The organism is Kocuria sp. UBA5001, assembly GCF_002398425.1.
GTDB lineage: Bacteria > Actinomycetota > Actinomycetes > Actinomycetales > Micrococcaceae > Kocuria > Kocuria salsicia.
Genome location: NZ_DGYR01000009.1, coordinates 110,272 through 127,733 on the forward strand (window position 1 = coordinate 110,272; position 17,462 = coordinate 127,733).

Consider the following 17,462-nt stretch of genomic DNA (forward strand, 5'->3'; position numbering starts at 1 on the left):
CGTGGGGACGTGGGGCACCACGACTGGCGGCCGAACCCGCGCCAACCGTTCCAAACCCACGGCTGGCCCGGCGCGCAGGCCGACCCGCGCCACCCCGTCCCCCACGCTCGGACCGGCAGCTCCGATGTCGTGCGGCACCACCCGGAGGTCCACTCCGGGACCGCCGCACGGCACCCGCCGCGAGAGCGCACCAGGACCGCGGGGGCGTGTCCGTTCTCAGACACAGATCGCGAAGTGACACCATGACCACCACGTTTGCCGACACCGAAGCCGACACCATGACCATCGACCCGTCCGAGATGCCCACCGTGGGCCCGGAGCTCGCCCGTTCGTGGCTGCTCGTCAACGGCTCACACACCGCCCGTTTCGACGCCGCTGCGCAGAGCGCCGCGGACGCCGTGGTCCTGGACGTCGAGGACTCCGTGGCGCCCGCAGACAAGGCTCAGGCCCGGGAGAACGTGATCCAGTGGCTCGGCCGCCGCGGCAAGGACGGCCAGTACAACCGCGCGTGGGTGCGCATCAACGGCTTCGGCACCGCGTGGTGGGAGGACGACCTGCGCGCACTGCGGGACGTCTCCGGCCTGGACGGGGTGATGCTCGCGATGACGGAGTCCCCCGAGCACGTGACCCGCACCGCGGAGATGCTGCGGGGCACGCGCATCGTGGCGCTCGTGGAGACCGCTCGCGGCGTGCAGAACCTCCAGGACATCGCCACCGCGCGCTCCACCTACCGCCTGGCGTTCGGCATCGGCGACTACCGCCGTGACACCGGTTTCGGCGAGAACCCCATGGCGCTGGCCTACACGCGCTCGCAGTTCACCATCGCGTCCCGCGCGGCCAATCTGCCCGGTCCCATCGACGGCCCCGCCGTGGGTGCGCTGGGTGCCAAGCTCGCGGAGGCCACCGGGGTGACCGACGAGTTCGGCATGACCGGCAAGCTGTGCCTGATGCCCGAGCAGACCACCACCGTGAACGAGGGCCTCTCGCCCTCCCTGAGCGAGCTGTCCTGGGCCACCGAGTTCCTGCAGGAGTTCGAGGCCGAGGGCGGGCAGATCCGCAACGGCTCCGACCTGCCGCGACTGGCCCGTGCCCGCAAGGTGCTCGGTCTGGCCACGGCGTTCGGCATGCGCCTGCCCGAGGGCTACGACATGCACTTCGAGGCCCCCACGGACACCTACCACTGCTGAGACGCAGCTGATGCAGTGACGACGCCGCGCCGGGATCCCAGCGCGGCGTCGTCGTTGTCTCCCACCCGGACGACGGCGCTGTCCCCGCCCACGCGGGTGACGCCGTCGTCCCCGTCCGTCCCACCCGGCCCACGCGCAACACGCGTGCCCTGCATGGGGCGCATCATTGCCGGAACCCAGCGGGGCGGAGGAAAATACCTGGTGGGAGCGCGCTGCGCACCACCACCGAGGATGGAGGCGGGGTCGGCGGTTCCCGCCAACTGCGACGGCCCGGGGCGGAACCTTCGGGCCGGTGCAGGTCGCCGGAATCGAACGGAGATGACACCCGTGAACGCATCGATCGAAACCACTGTCCGTCGCACGAAGATCGGTGTCGTGGGGGCGGGGTCCGTGGGGACCTCGCTGGCCTACGCCGCCATGATCCGGGGTGTGTCCACGGACATCGCCCTCTACGACCTGCAGACCGCGAAGGTCGAGGCCGAGGCCCTGGACCTCTCCCACGGGCAGATGTTCGCCCCGGGAGTGCGGGTGGAGGGCTCGGACGACGTCGCCGTGCTCAAGGACTCGGACATCATCCTCGTGACCGCCGGCGCCAAGCAGAAGCCCGGTCAGACCCGCCTGGACCTGGCCGGTGCGAACACCGCGATCCTCAAGTCCCTCATGCCGCAGCTGGTCGAGCAGGCACCGCAGGCCGTGTACGTGCTCGTGACCAACCCGTGCGACGTGCTCACGGTGGTGGCCCAGCGGATCACGGGTCTGCCGTACCAGCGGGTGCTCAGCTCCGGCACCGTGCTGGACACCTCCCGGCTGCGCTGGCTGATCGGCAACGAGGCGCAGGTGAACACGAGCAGCGTGCACGCCTACATCATCGGCGAGCACGGTGACACGGAGTTCCCGGTCTGGTCCTCGGCGACCATCGGTCAGGTGCCTCTGCGGGAGTGGGAGGTGGACGGGCGCCGTCCCTTCACCGAGGAGCGTCTCGAGGTGCTGCGCGCAGAGGTGGTCAACGCCGCCTACCGCGTGATTCAGGGCAAGGGCGCCACCAACTACGCAATCGGTCTCTCGGGGGCGCGGATCGCCGAGGCCGTTCTCAAGGACCAGCACGCGGTGATGAGCGTGTCCACGGTGCTCGAGGACTACCGGGGCATCAGCGGGGTCGCACTGTCCGTGCCCTCCGTGGTGGGTGGCACCGGCGTGGGCCAGCGGCTGCAGATCCCCATGGGCGAGCGGGAGGAGCAGCAGCTGCACGCCTCCGCGGACGCGATGCGCAAGACCCTGAGCGACCTCGGCTTCTGAGCCGCAGCTGACAGACGACGATCCCCGCACCTTCCGGTTGGAGGGTGCGGGGATCGTTCGTTGTCGACGACGACGCCACTGCGGAGCCTGTGCCGTGACGGCCACCGCCCGTGCGGGGCCGCACGTCTCAGCCGGCGGTGGCCCGCGGGAGATGACCGGACCGCGGGGCTCAGGCGGTGACGGTCACCCGGCCGCGGTCAGAGCGTTCCGGCGGGGGCGTCACCTGCGGCTGCGGCCTGTGCGGCCGCGGCGGGGTCCGCCTGCTCGGGGTGGCGCACGAGGCGCAGGGTCTCGTCGAACTCACGGTCGATCTCGGGGTTCTCACGGTGGGTCAGCAGGGACACCACGATGCCCACCAGCCCGCCCAGGACGAACCCGGGGACAATCTCGTAGAGGTCGCTCCACGGGGTGTACTGCCACGTGAAGACCACGATGGCACCCACCGCCATGGCGCTGATGGCACCGGCGTGGGTGAGCTTGCGCCAGAACAGGCTCATGAGCACCACGGGACCGAAGGCGGCGCCGAAGCCGGCCCACGCGAAGCTCACGAGGTCCAGGATGGTGGAGTTCTGCTGCCATGCGAGGCCCGCGGCCACCACGGCGACCAGCAGCACGCCGCCGCGACCCAGCCACACTTGCGTCTTGGGATTGGGGGTGCGCTTGACGGCCAGGTTGTAGAGGTCTTCCACGAGCGCTGAGGAGGAGACGATCAGCTGCGAAGAGATCGTGGACATGATCGCCGCCAGCACGGCAGCGAGCACCAGGCCCGCGATCAGGGGATGGAAGAGCACCTGGGACATGTCCAGGAAGATCGCCTCGGGGTCCGTGGGCTGCTCGCCCGGACGGTTGCCGTAGTAGGCCAGGCCCACCAGTGCCGTGCCCACGGCGCCCAGCACGGTGAGCAGCATCCAGGTGATGCCGATGCGGCGTCCGGGCTTGGCGTCCGCCGGGGTGCGCATGGCCATGAAGCGCACGATGATGTGCGGCTGGCCGAAGTAGCCCAGGCCCCACGCCACGGCGGAGATGACACCGATCACGGTGCCACCGGCCACCAGGGACAGCGCGTCCGGGTTCACGTTCTGCACGCGGCGGACCATCTCACCGGGTCCACCCACCAGGAAGACACCCACCACGGGGACCATGATGAGCGCGGCGAGCATCAGCAGCCCCTGGAACAGGTCCGTGTAGGACGCGCCGAGGAAGCCGCCGAAGAACGTGTAGAGCACGGTCACGCCGGCCACCAGGAGCATGCCGGTGAGGTAGCTCGTGCCGAACGAGGACTGGAAGAACACGCCACCGGCCACCATGCCGGAGGACACGTAGAACGTGAAGAACGCCAGGATGATGAGCCCGGAGACCACGCGCAGGATCCGGTTGTTGCCCTTTAGGCGGTTGTCCAGGAAGGACGGAATGGTGATGGAGTTGTTGGAGACCTCCGTGTAGGCGCGCAGTCGCGGGGCCACGATCTTCCAGTTGACCCATGCGCCCACGGTGAGACCGATGGCCATCCAGGCACCGACGAGCCCGGACACGTAGACCGCGCCGGGCAGGCCCATGAGCAGCCACCCGGACATGTCCGAGGCGCCGGCGGAGAGCGCCGCCACCCCGGGTTTGAGGTTGCGTCCGCCCAGCATGTAGTCGTCGAGGTCCTTCGTCTTGCTGTTGGCCCAGAGGCCGATGCAGATCATGGCGACGAAGTACGCCAGGATCGCGATGAGTTGGTACGCCTGATCGGACATGCGCGTGCCTTCCGGTGCGGGAACGGGAGACTGCGCCCGGTGCAGGGATGCGTGCGTGTGGGCGCGGCCGGGGTGGGTGAGGCAACTCACTAGGCTACCCGCTGCGGGACGGGCCCCGTAGCAGGGGTGGGAACGTGGCGCGTCGGGCGCCCTCGAACGGTGCCACGGCGCCGGCGAATCCGACGCCACCTGGCTGTTCGACCGAGCCGGTGCTGCGGCGTTGGTGGACACTTCCGGGACCGGCCCCGGCCCCGCCGTTGAGCGGTCGCTGCGCCGTCGGAGGGACGACGAGAACCAGGGCGTCAGCCCGTCCGCCTCTCCGGCCACGGCTGGAACGCGGTGGGTTCCCGCAGCCATGCCGAGGGATCCCAGTGCTCCAGCACGTCCGCGGTGGTGCGCACGGGCTGCTCGATCCCCAGGGAGGTGGCCAGCCACGTGAGCACATCCCCCGTGGAGTACCCGAGCTCCCGCAGCTCGCGCAGGGTCACCGCACCGTCGCGCTTGGCCAGCCGTTCGCCGCTCGGGCCGAGCACGAGCGGCACGTGTGCGTAGGACGGCGCCGGGTGGCCCAGCAGTGCGGCGAGGTACGCCTGGCGCGGTGCGGAGGGGAGCAGGTCGTCCCCGCGCACCACCTGGTCCACGCCCTGCTCGGCGTCGTCCACCACCACGGCGAGGTTGTAGGCGGGGGTGCCGTCGTTGCGCACGAGCACCATGTCGTCCACCGCTCCCGTGAACGGCCCGGCCAGCTCGTCCCGGACCGCGAACTCGGTGACCTCCGCGCGCAGCCGCAGGGCGGGGGGCCGCTGCGCACGACGGCGTTCGCGCTCGGCCGCGCTCAGCTCCCGGCAGGTGCCGGGGTAGGCCCCCGGGATGCCGTGCGGTGCGGAGGCCGCCGCGTGGATCTCCCGGCGCGTGCAGTAGCACTCGTAGGTGAGCCCGGCGTCCGTGAGGGTGCGGACACGGTCCAGGAGCAGCGGGATGCGCTCGGACTGCAGCGCCACGGGCCCGTCCCAGTCCAGGCCGAGCTCTCGCAGGTCCGCCACGTTGCGCTCCGCGGCACCCTGCTTGACCCGGTCGAGGTCCTCCACACGCAGCAGGAAGCGGCGGCCGGTGGCCCGCGCGAAACCCCACGCGGCCAGGGCCGTGCGCAGGTTCCCGAGGTGCAGGTCCCCGGAGGGGGAGGGTGCGAAGCGACCAGCCGGGCTCAGGGCGTTCTCTGGCGTGGGGGCGGACATGCGGCACACAGTAGCACCGGGCCCAGTCTGACCTTTCCCACCTGCGGCTGGGATGCGGGGAGCCGGTGCCCAGCCGATAGAATGGCTCCATGGCACGCACCCAGGAGCTGCGCCGCGGCGTCTACGTGATCGGCACCGAGAACTGGAGACTGAACTCCGGTCTCGTGGTTGGCACTCAGCGCGCCCTGGTGATCGACACGGGCGCCGGGCCGCGGCAGGGGCGGGAGATCCTGGCCGCCGTGCGGGACATCACCACGCTGCCGCTGACCGTGGTCAACACCCACGCCCACTACGACCACTACATGGGCAACGCCGTGTTCGCGCGCGCCGGTGCCACCGAGTTCTGGGCCCACAAGGCGTGCGCCACCGCCATGGGTGTGGTGGGCGAGTTCCAGCGCAGCATCGTGAGCACTCAGGAGCCGGAGATGGGCGAGGGCTCCGGGATCGACACCCAGCTCGTGCTGCCCACCAACACGCTTCCCGGCAACGGCCGCAGGCCCTCGCTGACGCGCATCGACCTGGGCGAGCGCCCGGTCACCCTGTTCTTCCTGGGCCCGGGCCACACGGACAACGACGTCTGCGTGGGTGTGGAGGACGTCGTCTTCTGCGGTGACCTGGTGGAGGAGGGGGCTGACCCCAATTTCGAGGACGCCTACCCGCAGCGCTGGGCGGAGTCGCTGCGCGCGCTCGCCACCCTGGAGCGCTACACCGCCTTCGTGCCGGGCCACGGCACGCCGGTGACCGCGAACTTCGTGGCCCAGCAGGCAGACACCATGGAGCTGGCGGTGCGCCGCGCCCAGGACGTCCTGGACTCGGGCGAGGGCCCGTCCACCGCGGCGATGTACCGCCTGCCCTACCAGGCTGGCGTAGCCCGCGTGTTCCTGGACCGGCTGGCGCTCATCGAATCGGAGACCGCAGGCGCGCAGCCACCGCAGCCCACCCCAGAGCCGCCGCCGCAGCAATACCCAGGTACCCCGCCAGCACCGTGATGCGCCCGGCGAGCGTCCCGGCCACGGTCGGGTAGGGCCACCACACGGCTGCCGCGAGCAGGACCGCAGTGAGCACCACCAGGATCAACGCCGTGGCCGTGCGCGGACGGGCCGGGAACCACGGGCTGCCGTCCTCCGCCTCGCGGCTCGGTGACTGCCGGTCCCACGACGCCGCCCGCTGGCCGCCGCCGTTCGACGCGGCGTGACTCTGCGCGGCGTCGTTCCACTCCCCGCTGTTTCGTGTGCCACCGCGCGGATCTTCGCGCCCGGTCGACGACGCCGCCCACTCGCGCTCCTCCGCCTGCCGTTCGTGGGCGGGCGGCACGTAGGCGCTGTCCCCGCGGTCCTCACGCCACGAGAGACGGCGGCGTCGGCGGGAGCGGTCCTCCCGGTAGCGGCGCAGCCCGGCACCCGCGGAACCGCGGCGGGCCCGCCCGGTGCGCGCGAGGGCGAAACCGATCAGCCGTTCCGCGAGCGCCGCCACGAGACCCCATCCGGCCACCACGAGCACGGCGGCGGCGGCGTCCGAGGGGCGGTGCCAGCCGTTGACCACGGTGAGCATGCCCACGACCGCCGCGAGGAAGGCCCCCCAGCGCCCCGCGCGGGCGCGGCGGTGCGGGGGTGCGACCAGCAGCAGCGCCATGAGGAAGGACGCCGCGGCGGTGGTGTGGCCCGAGGGGAACGAGTTGGACGCGATCTGCTGGATGCCCAGGTCCGGCTTGTCCAGCAGGCCGTGCTTGAGGAACTGGGTGGTGACGTTCGCCGCGATCACCGCACCGGCCGCGCACAGGGCGGCCGTCCAGCGGCGGTAGCGCACCGCCCACACGAGCGCCAGGATCCCCGCGAGCAGTGCGATGACCTCCGGGGCGTACTGCGCAAGCACGAGCACCGGGCGGGGGAAGTACGCGTTGCGGTCCGCCTTCGCCTGCGCGAGGGCCACCTCGTCCAGGGCCTGGCCCGTGACGGTCTGCAGCCCGGCGTGGGCGACGACCAGCACCAGGCCCCACAGCAGCGCGAGCACCACCAGGGTGCCCACCACCGAGCGCGCCCGCACGCGGCGGGGTGCTCCGGGAGCCGGCGCACCGGGGGCGGGGTACGAGGCGTGGGGACCAGGGGGGAAGGACGCGTAGGACACGGAAGGACTACCTCACCGGACTGAGAGGGGGACGGCACGGGCGGCCCGCCCTGCAGTGCAGTGGGCCGGACACCATGGTGGCACGTTCCGCTATGCCGGGGCTGTGAGGTGGGACGGCGGTCGCGCCCGCCACCCCGCGCGGGGGGGTGACGGGCGTGCAAGGGTGCGGGAGCGGCGGCGTCGTAACCCGGTCGGTGGCCCAGCCCGTCGCCAGCCCGTGACTCAACGGCGGGTGCGGGTGAAGGCCGAGACTCCCGTGATCGCGCGGCCCACGATGAGCGCCTGGACGGAGTCGGTGCCCTCGTAGGTGGAGACCACCTCCATGTCCGTGAGGTGACGGCCGATGTGGTTCTCGAGCAGCAGACCGTTGCCGCCAAGCATGTCCCGGGCGGTGCGGCACATCTCCAGGGCCTTGCGGGAGGTGGTCATCTTCACGAGCGAGGCCATGGCGTCCGTGAGCTGGTCGGTCTCCTGCAGGTGCGCCATGCGCGTGCACAGCAGCTGCATGGAGGTCAGGTCCGAGAGCATGGTGGCCAGCCGCTCCTGCACCAGCTGGTAGTTGGCGATGGGCAGCCCGAACTGCTCGCGCTCCAGGGCGTACTTCGCCGCGATCTCGAATGCCGCCATGCCGTGGCCCACGGCCTCCCAGGACGCACCGCCCCGAGTGGCTTTGAGGACCTTGTTGACGTCCTTGAAGCTGTTGCAGTGCTCCAGGCGGTTCTCGTCCGGGATCCGCAGGTTCTCGATCACGATGTCCGCCTGGTTGATGGCGCGCTTGCCCACCTTGCCCTCGATCACGGTGGGCTCGTAGCCCTGCGGGTAGCTGCCGTCCTGCTGCTTCTGCACGACGAAGCACTTGACCTGCCCGTCTGCCTCGTCGCGGGCGTAGAGCACGGTCACGTCCGCGGCGTGGCCGTTGCCGATCCAGCGCTTGTGGCCGTTGAGCACCCAGTGGTCGCCGTCCCGGCGGGCGGAGGTCTCCAAGGAGACGGAGTCCGAGCCGTGGTCCGGCTCGGTCAGCGCGAACGCCCCGGTCTTCTCGACCTCCGCCATGGCGGGCAGCCAGCGCTGACGCTGCTCCTCGTTGCCGAGCATGTAGATGCTGCCCATGCACAGGTTGGAGTGCACGCCGAAGAACGTGTTCACGGAGCCGTCGACCCGGCCCATCTCCCGGGCCACCAGCCCCGCCGCCTGGCGGGAGAGCCCCGGGCAGCCGTAGCCCTGGATGAAGGTGCCCACGATGCCCAGCTCCGCGAGCCCCGCGAACACCGGCTCGGGGTGCTCCCCCCGTTCCCAGTACTCGTTGATCACGGGCAGGATGCGCTCGCGGCCGAACGCGCGGACGCGGTCCCGCAGGGCGGTCTCCTCCGCGGAGAGGTCCTGGTCCAGGAGGAAGAAGTCGGGGTTCTCGAGCAGCTCGCTCATGACGGGTCCTTTCGGTGGGTGCGCAGCCACTGCCTGACGTCCTCGGTGTCCGCGCCGAGCGCCGGCGGGGCCTTGTCGTAGGACACGGGGGTGCGGCTGTAGCTGACGGGGTTCTTGATGAGCGGCACCGTCTCGTCCCCCTGGCCCACCTGCACGACCGGGTCCAGGCCGAGCGACGCCGCGTACTGCACGCCCTCCGGGATACTGAGGATCGGAGCGCACGGCACGCCGGCGGCCTGCAGCCTGCTCGCCCAGGTCTCGGCGGTCTCGGTGCGCAGCGCGCCGTTGAGCAGCACCCGCAGCTCCTCCCGGTTGGTGTTCCGGTGCTCCACGCTGTCGAAGCGGGGGTCCCGGACGAGGTCCGGCATTCCCAGAACGGTGGAGAAGCGGGTGAACTGGGAGTTGTTGGCCACCGTGATGATCAGTTCCTTGTCCGCGGTGGGGAACGGGCCGTACGGGAACAGGCTCGGGTGCTCGTTGCCGAGACGCTGGGGGTCGTTGCCGCATGCCGCGTAGCCCGTGGTCTGGTTGACCAGACCGGACAGCGCCGCCGAGAGCAGGTCCAGTTCCACGTGCTGGCCCTTCCCGGAGACGCCGCGCTCGTTCAGGGCCCCGAGGACGGCCACGGCGGCATGCAGGCCGGTGATGACGTCGAACAACGCGACGCCGCCGCGCTGCGGGGGTCCGTCCGGGGAGCCCGTCACGGACATGAACCCGGAGACCCCCTGGATCAGCAGGTCGTAGCCCGGCAGGTGGCTGCCGCCCTTGGTGCCGAAGCCGGTGATGCTCGCGTGCACGAGCTGCGGCCAGCGCTCGGCCACGGACTCGGCGTCGAGGCCGAACTGCGCCAGTCCACCGGGCTTGAAGTTCTCGATGAACACGTCCGCGGCGTCGATGATCTCGTACGCGGTCTCCAGATCCTGCGGGTCCTTCAGGTCCAGCACGATCGAGTGCTTGTTGCGGTTCACGGAGAGGTAGTACGTGCCGATCCCGTTGACGCTCGGCGGCTTGTACAGCCGGGTGTCGTCCCCCTCGGGGCCCTCCACCTTGATCACCGTGGCCCCCATGTCCGCGAGCAGCATGGTGCAGTACGGTCCGGCGAGGATCCGGGAGAAGTCGGCGACGACGACACCGCTGAGCGGGCCCGTGCCGGGGGTGTTGCTGGTCAGGGACATGTGGACTCCCTAGGGGGACGAGGATGTGTCTTGCACCACATAAGCACTGGCATTATGTTCTGTCCAATACAGAACGAGGCAGTCATTGATGCCCTGAGGACAACAGTGACCGGGCCGTGGGCCGCGCGTCCCCTGGGTGGCGACGACGTCGAACGCCCGCGGCGGTGAGGTCACGACGGCGCGGCGGGGACGACGTCGTGCCGACCGGGCGGCGTCGACAGCGCACGAGGAAAGGCAGGTCCACCATGGAGGTGCACGAGGCGAGGGCGTTCCTCGCAGTGGCGCAGGAGCTGCACTTCGGACGGGCGGCGGCCCAGCTGCGGATCGCGCAACCGCCCCTGAGCAGGCTCATCAAGAGCATCGAGAAGTCCCTGGGGACCGCGCTGTTCGAGCGCAGCACCCGCCAGGTGGCACTGACCCCGGCCGGCGCGGCGCTCGTGGAGCCCGCGAAGGCACTCGTGGCAGCGTCCGAGAACGCGCGCGCTGCCGTGGCGAAGTCGGTGACCGGTGAGACCGGGCGGGTGCGGCTGGGCTTTGCCGGTGCGTCGATCAACAGGACCGTGGGCGAGCTCGCCCGGCACGTGCGCGTGCACCGCCCCGGCATCCACCTGGAGCTGCACGGCTCGCAGTTCTCGCACCTGGCCATGCAGAAGGTGCTGGACGGCACGCTGGACACCGCGATCGGGCGGTGGGACTTCATCCCGGCGGAGCTGCGCTCCAGCGTGCTGGGCTACGAGGAGCTCATGGTGGTGCTGCCCGCGGACCACCCGCTGGCCGGGGAGCAGCGCGTGAGCATGGCGCAGCTCGCGGAGGAGTCCTGGGTGATCCTGCCCACCGGGCCCGGCGCGGCCCTGCAGAACCGGCTGACCTCCATGGCGATGGCGGCGGGCTTCATGCCCAGGATCGCCCAGGTGGCGCCGGACTCCTGGACCCTGCTGGTGCTGGTGGCGGCACAGATCGGGTGCGCGCTCAGCCTGGACACCGTGCGGGACAACGTGTCCTCGGACGGGGTGGTGTTCCTGCCGCTCGCGGAGGAGCAGCGACCGCTCGAGGTGCAGATCCTGTGGCGCGGGGCGGACCCGAACCCGGCGCTGCGGGCGGTCGTGCACATGGCGCAGAGCTTGTACGGCGGCCCCCGCCGTGCGCAGGTGGCGGGGGACCGCCCGGCATCCTACTCGTAGTCGTACCAGCCCCTGCCGGACTTGCGGCCGTACTCGCCGGCCTCGTACTTCTCCCTGATGGACTCTGCGGGCAGGGAGGCGGGATCGCCCGTCTGCTCGTACTCGGCCAGGCGGATCAGGTAGACGACGTCGATGCCGACCATGTCCATGAGCTCGAACGGCCCCATGGGGTGGTTCAGTGCGGTCCTCGCGGCGACGTCGATGTCCTGGTAGTCCGCCACGCCGTCCTCGTAGAGCTTCAGCGCCTCGGTGCGCAGCGCGCCGAGCAGGCGGTTGGCGACAAAGCCCGGGACCTCCTTCTTCAGCTGCACGGGCTCCTTGCCGATCGACCGGGCCAGCGCCATGGCGGTCTCCACGGTCTCCGGCGAGGTGGCCGGGTTGGGGACCACCTCCACGCACTTCATCACGAGTGCCGGGTTGAAGAAGTGGACGTTGCACACCTTCTCCGGGCGGTTCGTGGCGTCGGCCACGCGGGAGGAGACGATGTTCGAGGAGTTCGTGGCCAGGATGGTGTGCTCCGGGCACACCGCGTCCAGCTCCGCGAAGACCTGGCGCTTGATGGTCAGGTCCTCCACCGCGGCCTCGATCACGAAGTCGGCCTGAGCCGCGCACTCGTCCCGGTCCGTGGAGAAGGTCATCCGCTCGAACGCGGCGTCCACGTCCTCCCGGGTGCGGCGGCCCTTGCTGACGTCCCGGTCCATGCGGGAGCGCAGCTGCTCGGCCGCCCTGTCCACGGCTTCCTGGGCGATGTCCACGACGTCCGTGTCGTACCCGGCCAGCGCGCACACCATGGCAATCTGCGATCCCATGGCACCCGCACCGATCACGGTCACGTGCTTGATGTCCTGCAACGGGTTCTCGCTCACTTGTTCACGTCCTTCTGTGCCGCGCCCCGGAAATCCGGGCTGCGCTTCTCCAGGAACGCGTTCGTCCCCTCGGTCTTCTCCGCGCTGCTGTAGAGCACGGACTGGGCCAGTCGCTCCAGCAGGATCCCGGTCTGGTGGTCCACGTCGAAGCCGTGGCGGACCACGGTCTTGGCGAGCTGGATGGCCAGCGGGCCCTTGGACATGATGGCGTTCGCGGTCTCGCGGGCGGTGTCCAGCAGCTCGCCCGGCTCCACGACGTCTGTCACGAGACCCATGGCCAGGGCATCGTTGGCCTTCACTCGGCGCCCGGTGAGGATGATCTCCGTGGCGCGGCCCAGGCCCACCAGCTTGGCGAGGCGCTGCGTGCCGCCCGCGGCGGGCATGATGCCCAGCCCGGTCTCTGGCAGCGCGAACTGCGCGTTCGTGGAGGCCACGCGGATGTCGCACGCCAGGGCCAGCTCGTGGCCGCCGCCGAACGCGTACCCGTTCACCGCGGCGATCGTGGGCTTGGGGAACTGCTCCACCTTCTCGTACACGCTCTGCATGGTGGCCTTCAGACCGTCCCGGGGCGTGCGCACGGCGAGCTCGTTGATGTCCGCGCCCGCCACGAACGCCTTGTCCCCGGCGCCCGTGAAGATCAGCACCTGGACGTCCTCGTCCGCGGCGAGCTCCTCGAGGGTGCGGGTCAGCGCCTGCAGCACGGTCGCGTTGATCGCGTTGCGGACCTCCGGGCGGTTGACGGTCACCAGGGCGGTCCCGCCCGCCACCTCCACGGTGAGGACGTCGCTGGGGTCTGGGCTCATGGTGTGCGCTCCATTCGTGGTCGTGCGTTCTCCCGCAGCTTTTCCTTCGGGATGGCTCGTTCCATTCATACCGCTCAAAGGGTGAACCACTCCACACGGCCGGAGAATTGATGCGCAACGGGTATTGATTGTGGGTGGGTGAGGCAACAGCGGCCAGGGTGGGGTCCGGAGCACTGGCGGGGAGGGTGCGATGCGGGGCGACGGCGGCCTGGGCGTGGTGCGGGCGACTGCGGGGCGGGATGCGGCGTCGAGCATCCGGGCCCGCCGCGATTCTGAGGAGTAGCACTGCCCGCCTGGCGTGCGGTGCTGTGGGCAGTGCTACACCTCAGATGCCGCCTACCGGTGCGGCGGGGTCGCGGAGGCTGCGGCGTCGTCCGCGGCATGGTCCCGCGGGTCGTGGGCGCCCCGCGGCACACGGGTGATCTGTCCCGTCTCGGGGTCGACGACGGCGCGCGGCCGGCTCAGGCGCGCCGCGACTGCCGCTGCGGCGACCAGTGCGAGGCCGATCAGCGTGACCAGCACCCCCGGCAGGAACATCATGAAGCCGCCCACGGCGAGCACGACCCGCAGGGGAACGGGCAGCTGCCGTTCCACGAAGGTGAGCCACCCGCCCATGGCCGCGGCGATCGCGTAGACCGCCACGAGGCTGGAGAGGAACGCCAGCGCGATGTGCACCGGCTCGCCCTGGGCCACCAGCGCGGGGTTGAGCGCGAAGCCGAACGGCACCACGTACTTCACCGCGCCGAGCTTCATGGCGGAGAAGCACGTGGCCATGGGGGAGGCCTTGGAGATGCCCGCCGCCGCGAAGGCCGCGAGCCCCACGGGCGGGGTGATGTAGGAGACCGAGGCCCAGTAGATGACGAACAGGTGCGCGGCGATCGGGTCCACGCCGAGCGCGGTGACCGCCGGGACCATCACGATGGCGAGGAAGACGTAGGCCGCGGAGATGGTCAGACCCATGCCGAGCACGAAGCAGACCACGGCGCCGGCGATCAGGATCAGCACCACGTTGTCACCCACCAGGGCCACCAGGTCGCGAGACAGGGACAGTGCGACGCCCGTGGCGGTCAAGCCGCCGAGGATCAGGCCCACACCCGCGATGATGCCGACGATCTGGGCGAGCGTCTTGCCCACGTCCACGCCCATGTCCACCCACTGCCGGGGGCCGAAGGTCACGCTCGGCGTGACAAGGGCGATCAGCAGCAGGAGGCCCACCACCCAGTACGGCACCTGCGCCTCGGAGTCCGTGGTGAACAGCAGCACCGTGAGCACCGCGAGCGCCCCCAGGTACGGCCAGCCCTGCGCCAGGGCGTGACGGGCCCGCGGAAGGAGGTTCTTCGGGGTGCCCCTCAGGCCACGCTGGGCGGCGTAGCCGTCGATCTGCAGGAAGATGCCCAGGTAGTACAGGATCGCGGGGATCGTGGCCGCCACCAGGATGGAGGTGTACGGCACGCCCACGAAGGAGACCATGAGGAACGCGGCGGTTCCCATGATGGGCGGGGTGATGGAACCACCGGAGGACGCGGTCGCCTCCACGGCACCCGCCACCCGTGCGCTGAACCCCGAGCGCTTCATGGCGGGGATAGTCATGGGGCCCGTGGTGAGCACGTTGGAGACCGCCGAGCCGCTCATCATGCCCATGGCCGCAGAGCTGGCCACGGCCACCTTGGCGGAGCCGCCACGGTAGCGGCCGAAAACCGCCATGGACAGCTCGTGGAAGAAGTCCGCGCCGCCGGTGTGCTGCAGCACCACGCCGAAGAGCAGGAAGCCCACCAGGATGGTGCCCGCGGTCTGCAGGGGCAGACCCAGGACGCTGTCCACGCCCATGGTGTGCACCGTGGCCAGGGTGGGGAGGTCGTAGGAGATGCCCTGCAGGAAGGACAGGGGGATCACACCGGCGAAGAGCGGGTACACCGAGAAGAGGAACGCGATCACCAGGACCACGAGTCCGGCGGCGCGGCGCAGCGTCTCCAGGATCAGGGCCCAGAACACGAAGCTCAGCCCGGTGGCCAGTGTGGGGGCCATGAACTGCCAGCCGTACTCCTGGATCTCGATGCCGTGGACCGCGAAGTACACGCTGGTGCCCACCACGGCCAGCACCAGGAGCACGTCGTACCACGGCACGCCCCGCCGCTGCCGAGCCGCGGACCCGGGGGCGTGCTTGCGGATGGGGGTCACGATGAACACGATCGGCACGAACACGGCGATCAGCAGGTACAGGAACGAGTTGGTGGGGATGGTCACCCCGCCCACGTTCCAGAAGAACACCTGGTTCATGGTCAGCAGCACGCCCACCACGGTCAGCACGATCACCAGGCTGCGCCAGAACGGCGTCAGCCGCGGGCTCGCGTCGTGCAGGGAGACGTCGGAGGGCATGGTGGGCTGGGCGGCGTCGTCGCCCCCGTGCGGGTGCGTGGCGGTGATCTCAGCGCCGGTGCGGGGGTCGATGGCCGGCCCGGGGGTGGTGACGGGGCCAGCGGTGCCAGCGGGAGCCGAGGCACTGGCGGGGCCGGCGGCGCCGCCGGTCTGGTACGGGGTGCTCATGCGTGGCCTCCGGAGGGTGCGGTGGTGGACGACGTGCCGGGCAGGGCACCGGGGGTGTCCGGGAGCTCGGGGAGGTTGGCCTTCTTCCAGTCCACCCACTCCTTGCGCGCGGACTTGGGGTCCTCGCGGTCCTTGTGGTCCTGCCAGAACGCGGGCCAGGCCTCGTGCATGCGGTGCTCGCGCTCCAGCAGGGCGTCCTGACGGGTCTGCAGGTCCTTGCTCCAGCGGCCCTTGCTGGTAAGGAACTCCACCATGGCGTCGTGGAACGGGATCACCAGGGGCGTGAGCTGGATCTGGTCCGTGCCGAAGCGGTGGGCGTCCGGGGTGGTGTCCTTGTAGTCCGGGTAGTAGCGGTCCATGTCCGCGACCAGCGCGGCCACCTCCTCCGCGGGGCGGTCCGCGCGGGCGACCACCGGGATGGTGTACTGCATGTTCACCGCCGTCTCGCCCTTGGCCAGACCCGCGCCCTTGGAGAACTCGCCGGGCTTAACCATGGGGGCCAGCTCCTTCCACGAGGCGTACTGGGAGGGTGTGCCGCCGCCCAGGTTCAGCCAGCGGATGGGGTACTGGGACGCGAGCTCAGAGACGTTGGCGCCCACCACGTTCTGGTACAGGGTGTCGATCTGCCCGGTCTTCAGCGCCTCGATCTGACCGCTGTAGGTCACGTCCACCATCTGGACGTCCTTGCCGGTGAGGCCGCCGAAGTTGAGGATCGCCTCCATCTTGCGGTTGATGGACGTGCTCGCGATCAGCTTGGGGAACTTCTTCCCCTTGAGGTCCGCCACGGTCTCGATGCCGCTGTCCTTGCGCACCAGCACCCCGTAGTTGCCCGGGGGAGTCCACACCAGGCGCAGCGCCTGCGGACCCCACTGCTCCGAGCAGTATTCGTCGTTGCCCTCGAATGCGTAGTAGTACTCGTCCCCGGTGCGCGAGTACTGCGCGGTCCCGTTGATCAACGGGGCCAGACGGCCGATCCCGGTGTCCGACGTCATGAGACGGATCTGGCGGCCCGTCTTCTGGGTCAGCGTGTTGGCCACGGCGGCGAGGTCGTTGTACGTGCCCGTGCCCACGCCGTACGTGGACCACACGAGCTGCTGCGAGCCCCCGGCGGCCTTCGAGCCGCCCGAGCACCCGGCCACACCGGCCAGTACGGGTAACGACGCCGCTGCGGCCAGGAGCGCGCGGCGGTTGAGTGTACGGGGCATGGGGCCTCCACTGAACGGGTCCGACGGATCGACCGGGTCCCGCGCCTCTCACGCGTGCGAAAGGGCCGGACAACCGGAGGTTCCCATTCATACAGCGCATGGGTGATCCAGGACACTTACTCGCTAGTTTCATGCGGAACGGGTATCAGTGGTGGTTGGGGCGGGCAATGCCGGGTCGGGTTGCACCACAGGTGAGCGCCGCTGCCACCATCAGGCGGGGCGGTCGTGGCGGGCGGAGCCAGGGCGGCTCGTGGCCGGCGCGGGTCGCCGGTCAGGCCCCGCCTCACACGTTCGTGCCCTCTCAGTGCGAGGCAGCCGGGCCCCCTTCGTGCGCCACGTTGCGCTGGTGCGCCTGCACGTCCGCGAGGAGACGACGCCGCTGCAGCTCCACCGTGCGACCGTCACCTCGGTCGGTCCGAGGGTTCGATCGTCCGCCGGGCCGGCGTCGGAACGTGGTCGCACCGCTGGCCACCACACCGAGCAGTGCGACCAGCATGGCCAGCATGGGCTCGCGGGCCAGGAAGAAGATCAACAGGCTAGCGATCGTGCAGGACAGAGAGAGGATTCCGGGGAGGTACTTCATGGTGCGGGCTCCTGATTCTGAGGTGGTCCTACGGTGTTGTCTCTCGACACGTCTGAGGTGGCTTCGCGCCATGAGTACATGCCCTTGCACGGTAAGCCC

General features: G+C 70.5%; 14 protein-coding genes. 4 read left to right on the forward strand and 10 right to left on the reverse strand.

The features are described from left to right. The first annotated feature begins 242 nt into the window (after positions 1–242). A complete protein-coding gene (locus tag B3G12_RS04445; RefSeq protein WP_144940791.1) occupies positions 243–1,187 on the forward strand; it encodes an HpcH/HpaI aldolase/citrate lyase family protein in 945 nt (314 codons plus the stop codon). 318 nt (positions 1,188–1,505) lie between these two features. Next, the gene (locus tag B3G12_RS04450; protein WP_186366675.1) at positions 1,506–2,483 is read left to right on the forward strand and encodes an L-lactate dehydrogenase; all 978 of its coding nucleotides are present in this window, start codon (positions 1,506–1,508) and stop codon (positions 2,481–2,483) included. Positions 2,484–2,680: 197 nt separating this feature from the next. On the opposite strand, the gene putP is transcribed toward B3G12_RS04450, so the two are convergent. Then, positions 2,681–4,222, reverse strand: coding sequence for a sodium/proline symporter PutP (putP, locus tag B3G12_RS04455; protein ID WP_290499324.1), 1,542 nt, complete (start codon positions 4,220–4,222; stop codon positions 2,681–2,683). 302 nt (positions 4,223–4,524) lie between these two features. Further along, complete coding sequence (gluQRS, locus tag B3G12_RS04460; RefSeq protein WP_144940780.1) at positions 4,525–5,457, reverse strand: tRNA glutamyl-Q(34) synthetase GluQRS; 933 nt, start codon at positions 5,455–5,457, stop codon at positions 4,525–4,527. An 89-nt stretch (positions 5,458–5,546) separates the two neighbouring features. On the opposite strand from gluQRS, the gene B3G12_RS04465 reads away from it, so the two are divergent. Then, entirely contained in the window at positions 5,547–6,446 is a 900-nt protein-coding gene (locus B3G12_RS04465; RefSeq protein WP_145009981.1) for an MBL fold metallo-hydrolase, read from the forward strand. On the opposite strand, the gene B3G12_RS04470 is transcribed toward B3G12_RS04465, so the two are convergent. The 3 genes from B3G12_RS04470 to B3G12_RS04480 form a co-directional block, all read right to left on the reverse strand. Next, positions 6,355–7,581, reverse strand: a complete 1,227-nt coding sequence (locus B3G12_RS04470) for a phosphatase PAP2 family protein (protein ID WP_290499325.1) — start codon at positions 7,579–7,581, stop codon at positions 6,355–6,357. The two genes, B3G12_RS04465 and B3G12_RS04470, sit on opposite strands and share 92 nt — an antisense overlap. A gap of 222 nt (positions 7,582–7,803) precedes the next feature. After that, a complete protein-coding gene (locus B3G12_RS04475) occupies positions 7,804–9,006 on the reverse strand; it encodes an acyl-CoA dehydrogenase family protein (RefSeq protein WP_144940774.1) in 1,203 nt (400 codons plus the stop codon). Further along, a complete protein-coding gene (locus B3G12_RS04480) occupies positions 9,003–10,181 on the reverse strand; it encodes a CaiB/BaiF CoA transferase family protein (RefSeq protein ID WP_145009978.1) in 1,179 nt (392 codons plus the stop codon). The genes B3G12_RS04475 and B3G12_RS04480 overlap by 4 nt, the downstream gene beginning before the upstream one ends. A gap of 245 nt (positions 10,182–10,426) precedes the next feature. Here B3G12_RS04480 and B3G12_RS04485 point away from each other — a divergent pair, with 245 nt between their 5' ends. Then, entirely contained in the window at positions 10,427–11,362 is a 936-nt protein-coding gene (locus B3G12_RS04485) for a LysR substrate-binding domain-containing protein (RefSeq protein ID WP_290499326.1), read from the forward strand. On the opposite strand, the gene B3G12_RS04490 is transcribed toward B3G12_RS04485, so the two are convergent. The 5 genes from B3G12_RS04490 to B3G12_RS04510 all read right to left on the reverse strand — a co-directional run bounded on the left by B3G12_RS04490 (position 11,353) and on the right by B3G12_RS04510 (position 17,363). Further along, positions 11,353–12,228, reverse strand: a complete 876-nt coding sequence (locus B3G12_RS04490; protein ID WP_290499327.1) for a 3-hydroxyacyl-CoA dehydrogenase family protein — start codon at positions 12,226–12,228, stop codon at positions 11,353–11,355. The genes B3G12_RS04485 and B3G12_RS04490 overlap by 10 nt on opposite strands. Beyond that, the gene (locus B3G12_RS04495) at positions 12,225–13,031 is read right to left on the reverse strand and encodes an enoyl-CoA hydratase/isomerase family protein (protein WP_290499328.1); all 807 of its coding nucleotides are present in this window, start codon (positions 13,029–13,031) and stop codon (positions 12,225–12,227) included. Before B3G12_RS04495 ends, B3G12_RS04490 begins: the two co-directional genes overlap by 4 nt. Before the next feature lie 336 nt (positions 13,032–13,367). After that, complete coding sequence (locus tag B3G12_RS04500) at positions 13,368–15,575, reverse strand: TRAP transporter permease (protein WP_290499330.1); 2,208 nt, start codon at positions 15,573–15,575, stop codon at positions 13,368–13,370. Further along, on the reverse strand, positions 15,572–16,780 hold the full coding sequence (locus tag B3G12_RS04505) for a TAXI family TRAP transporter solute-binding subunit (protein ID WP_290499331.1): 1,209 nt from the start codon (positions 16,778–16,780) through the stop codon (positions 15,572–15,574). Before B3G12_RS04505 ends, B3G12_RS04500 begins: the two co-directional genes overlap by 4 nt. A 301-nt stretch (positions 16,781–17,081) precedes the next feature. Beyond that, positions 17,082–17,363, reverse strand: a complete 282-nt coding sequence (locus tag B3G12_RS04510; RefSeq protein WP_290499332.1) for a hypothetical protein — start codon at positions 17,361–17,363, stop codon at positions 17,082–17,084. Positions 17,364–17,462 lie beyond the last annotated feature (99 nt).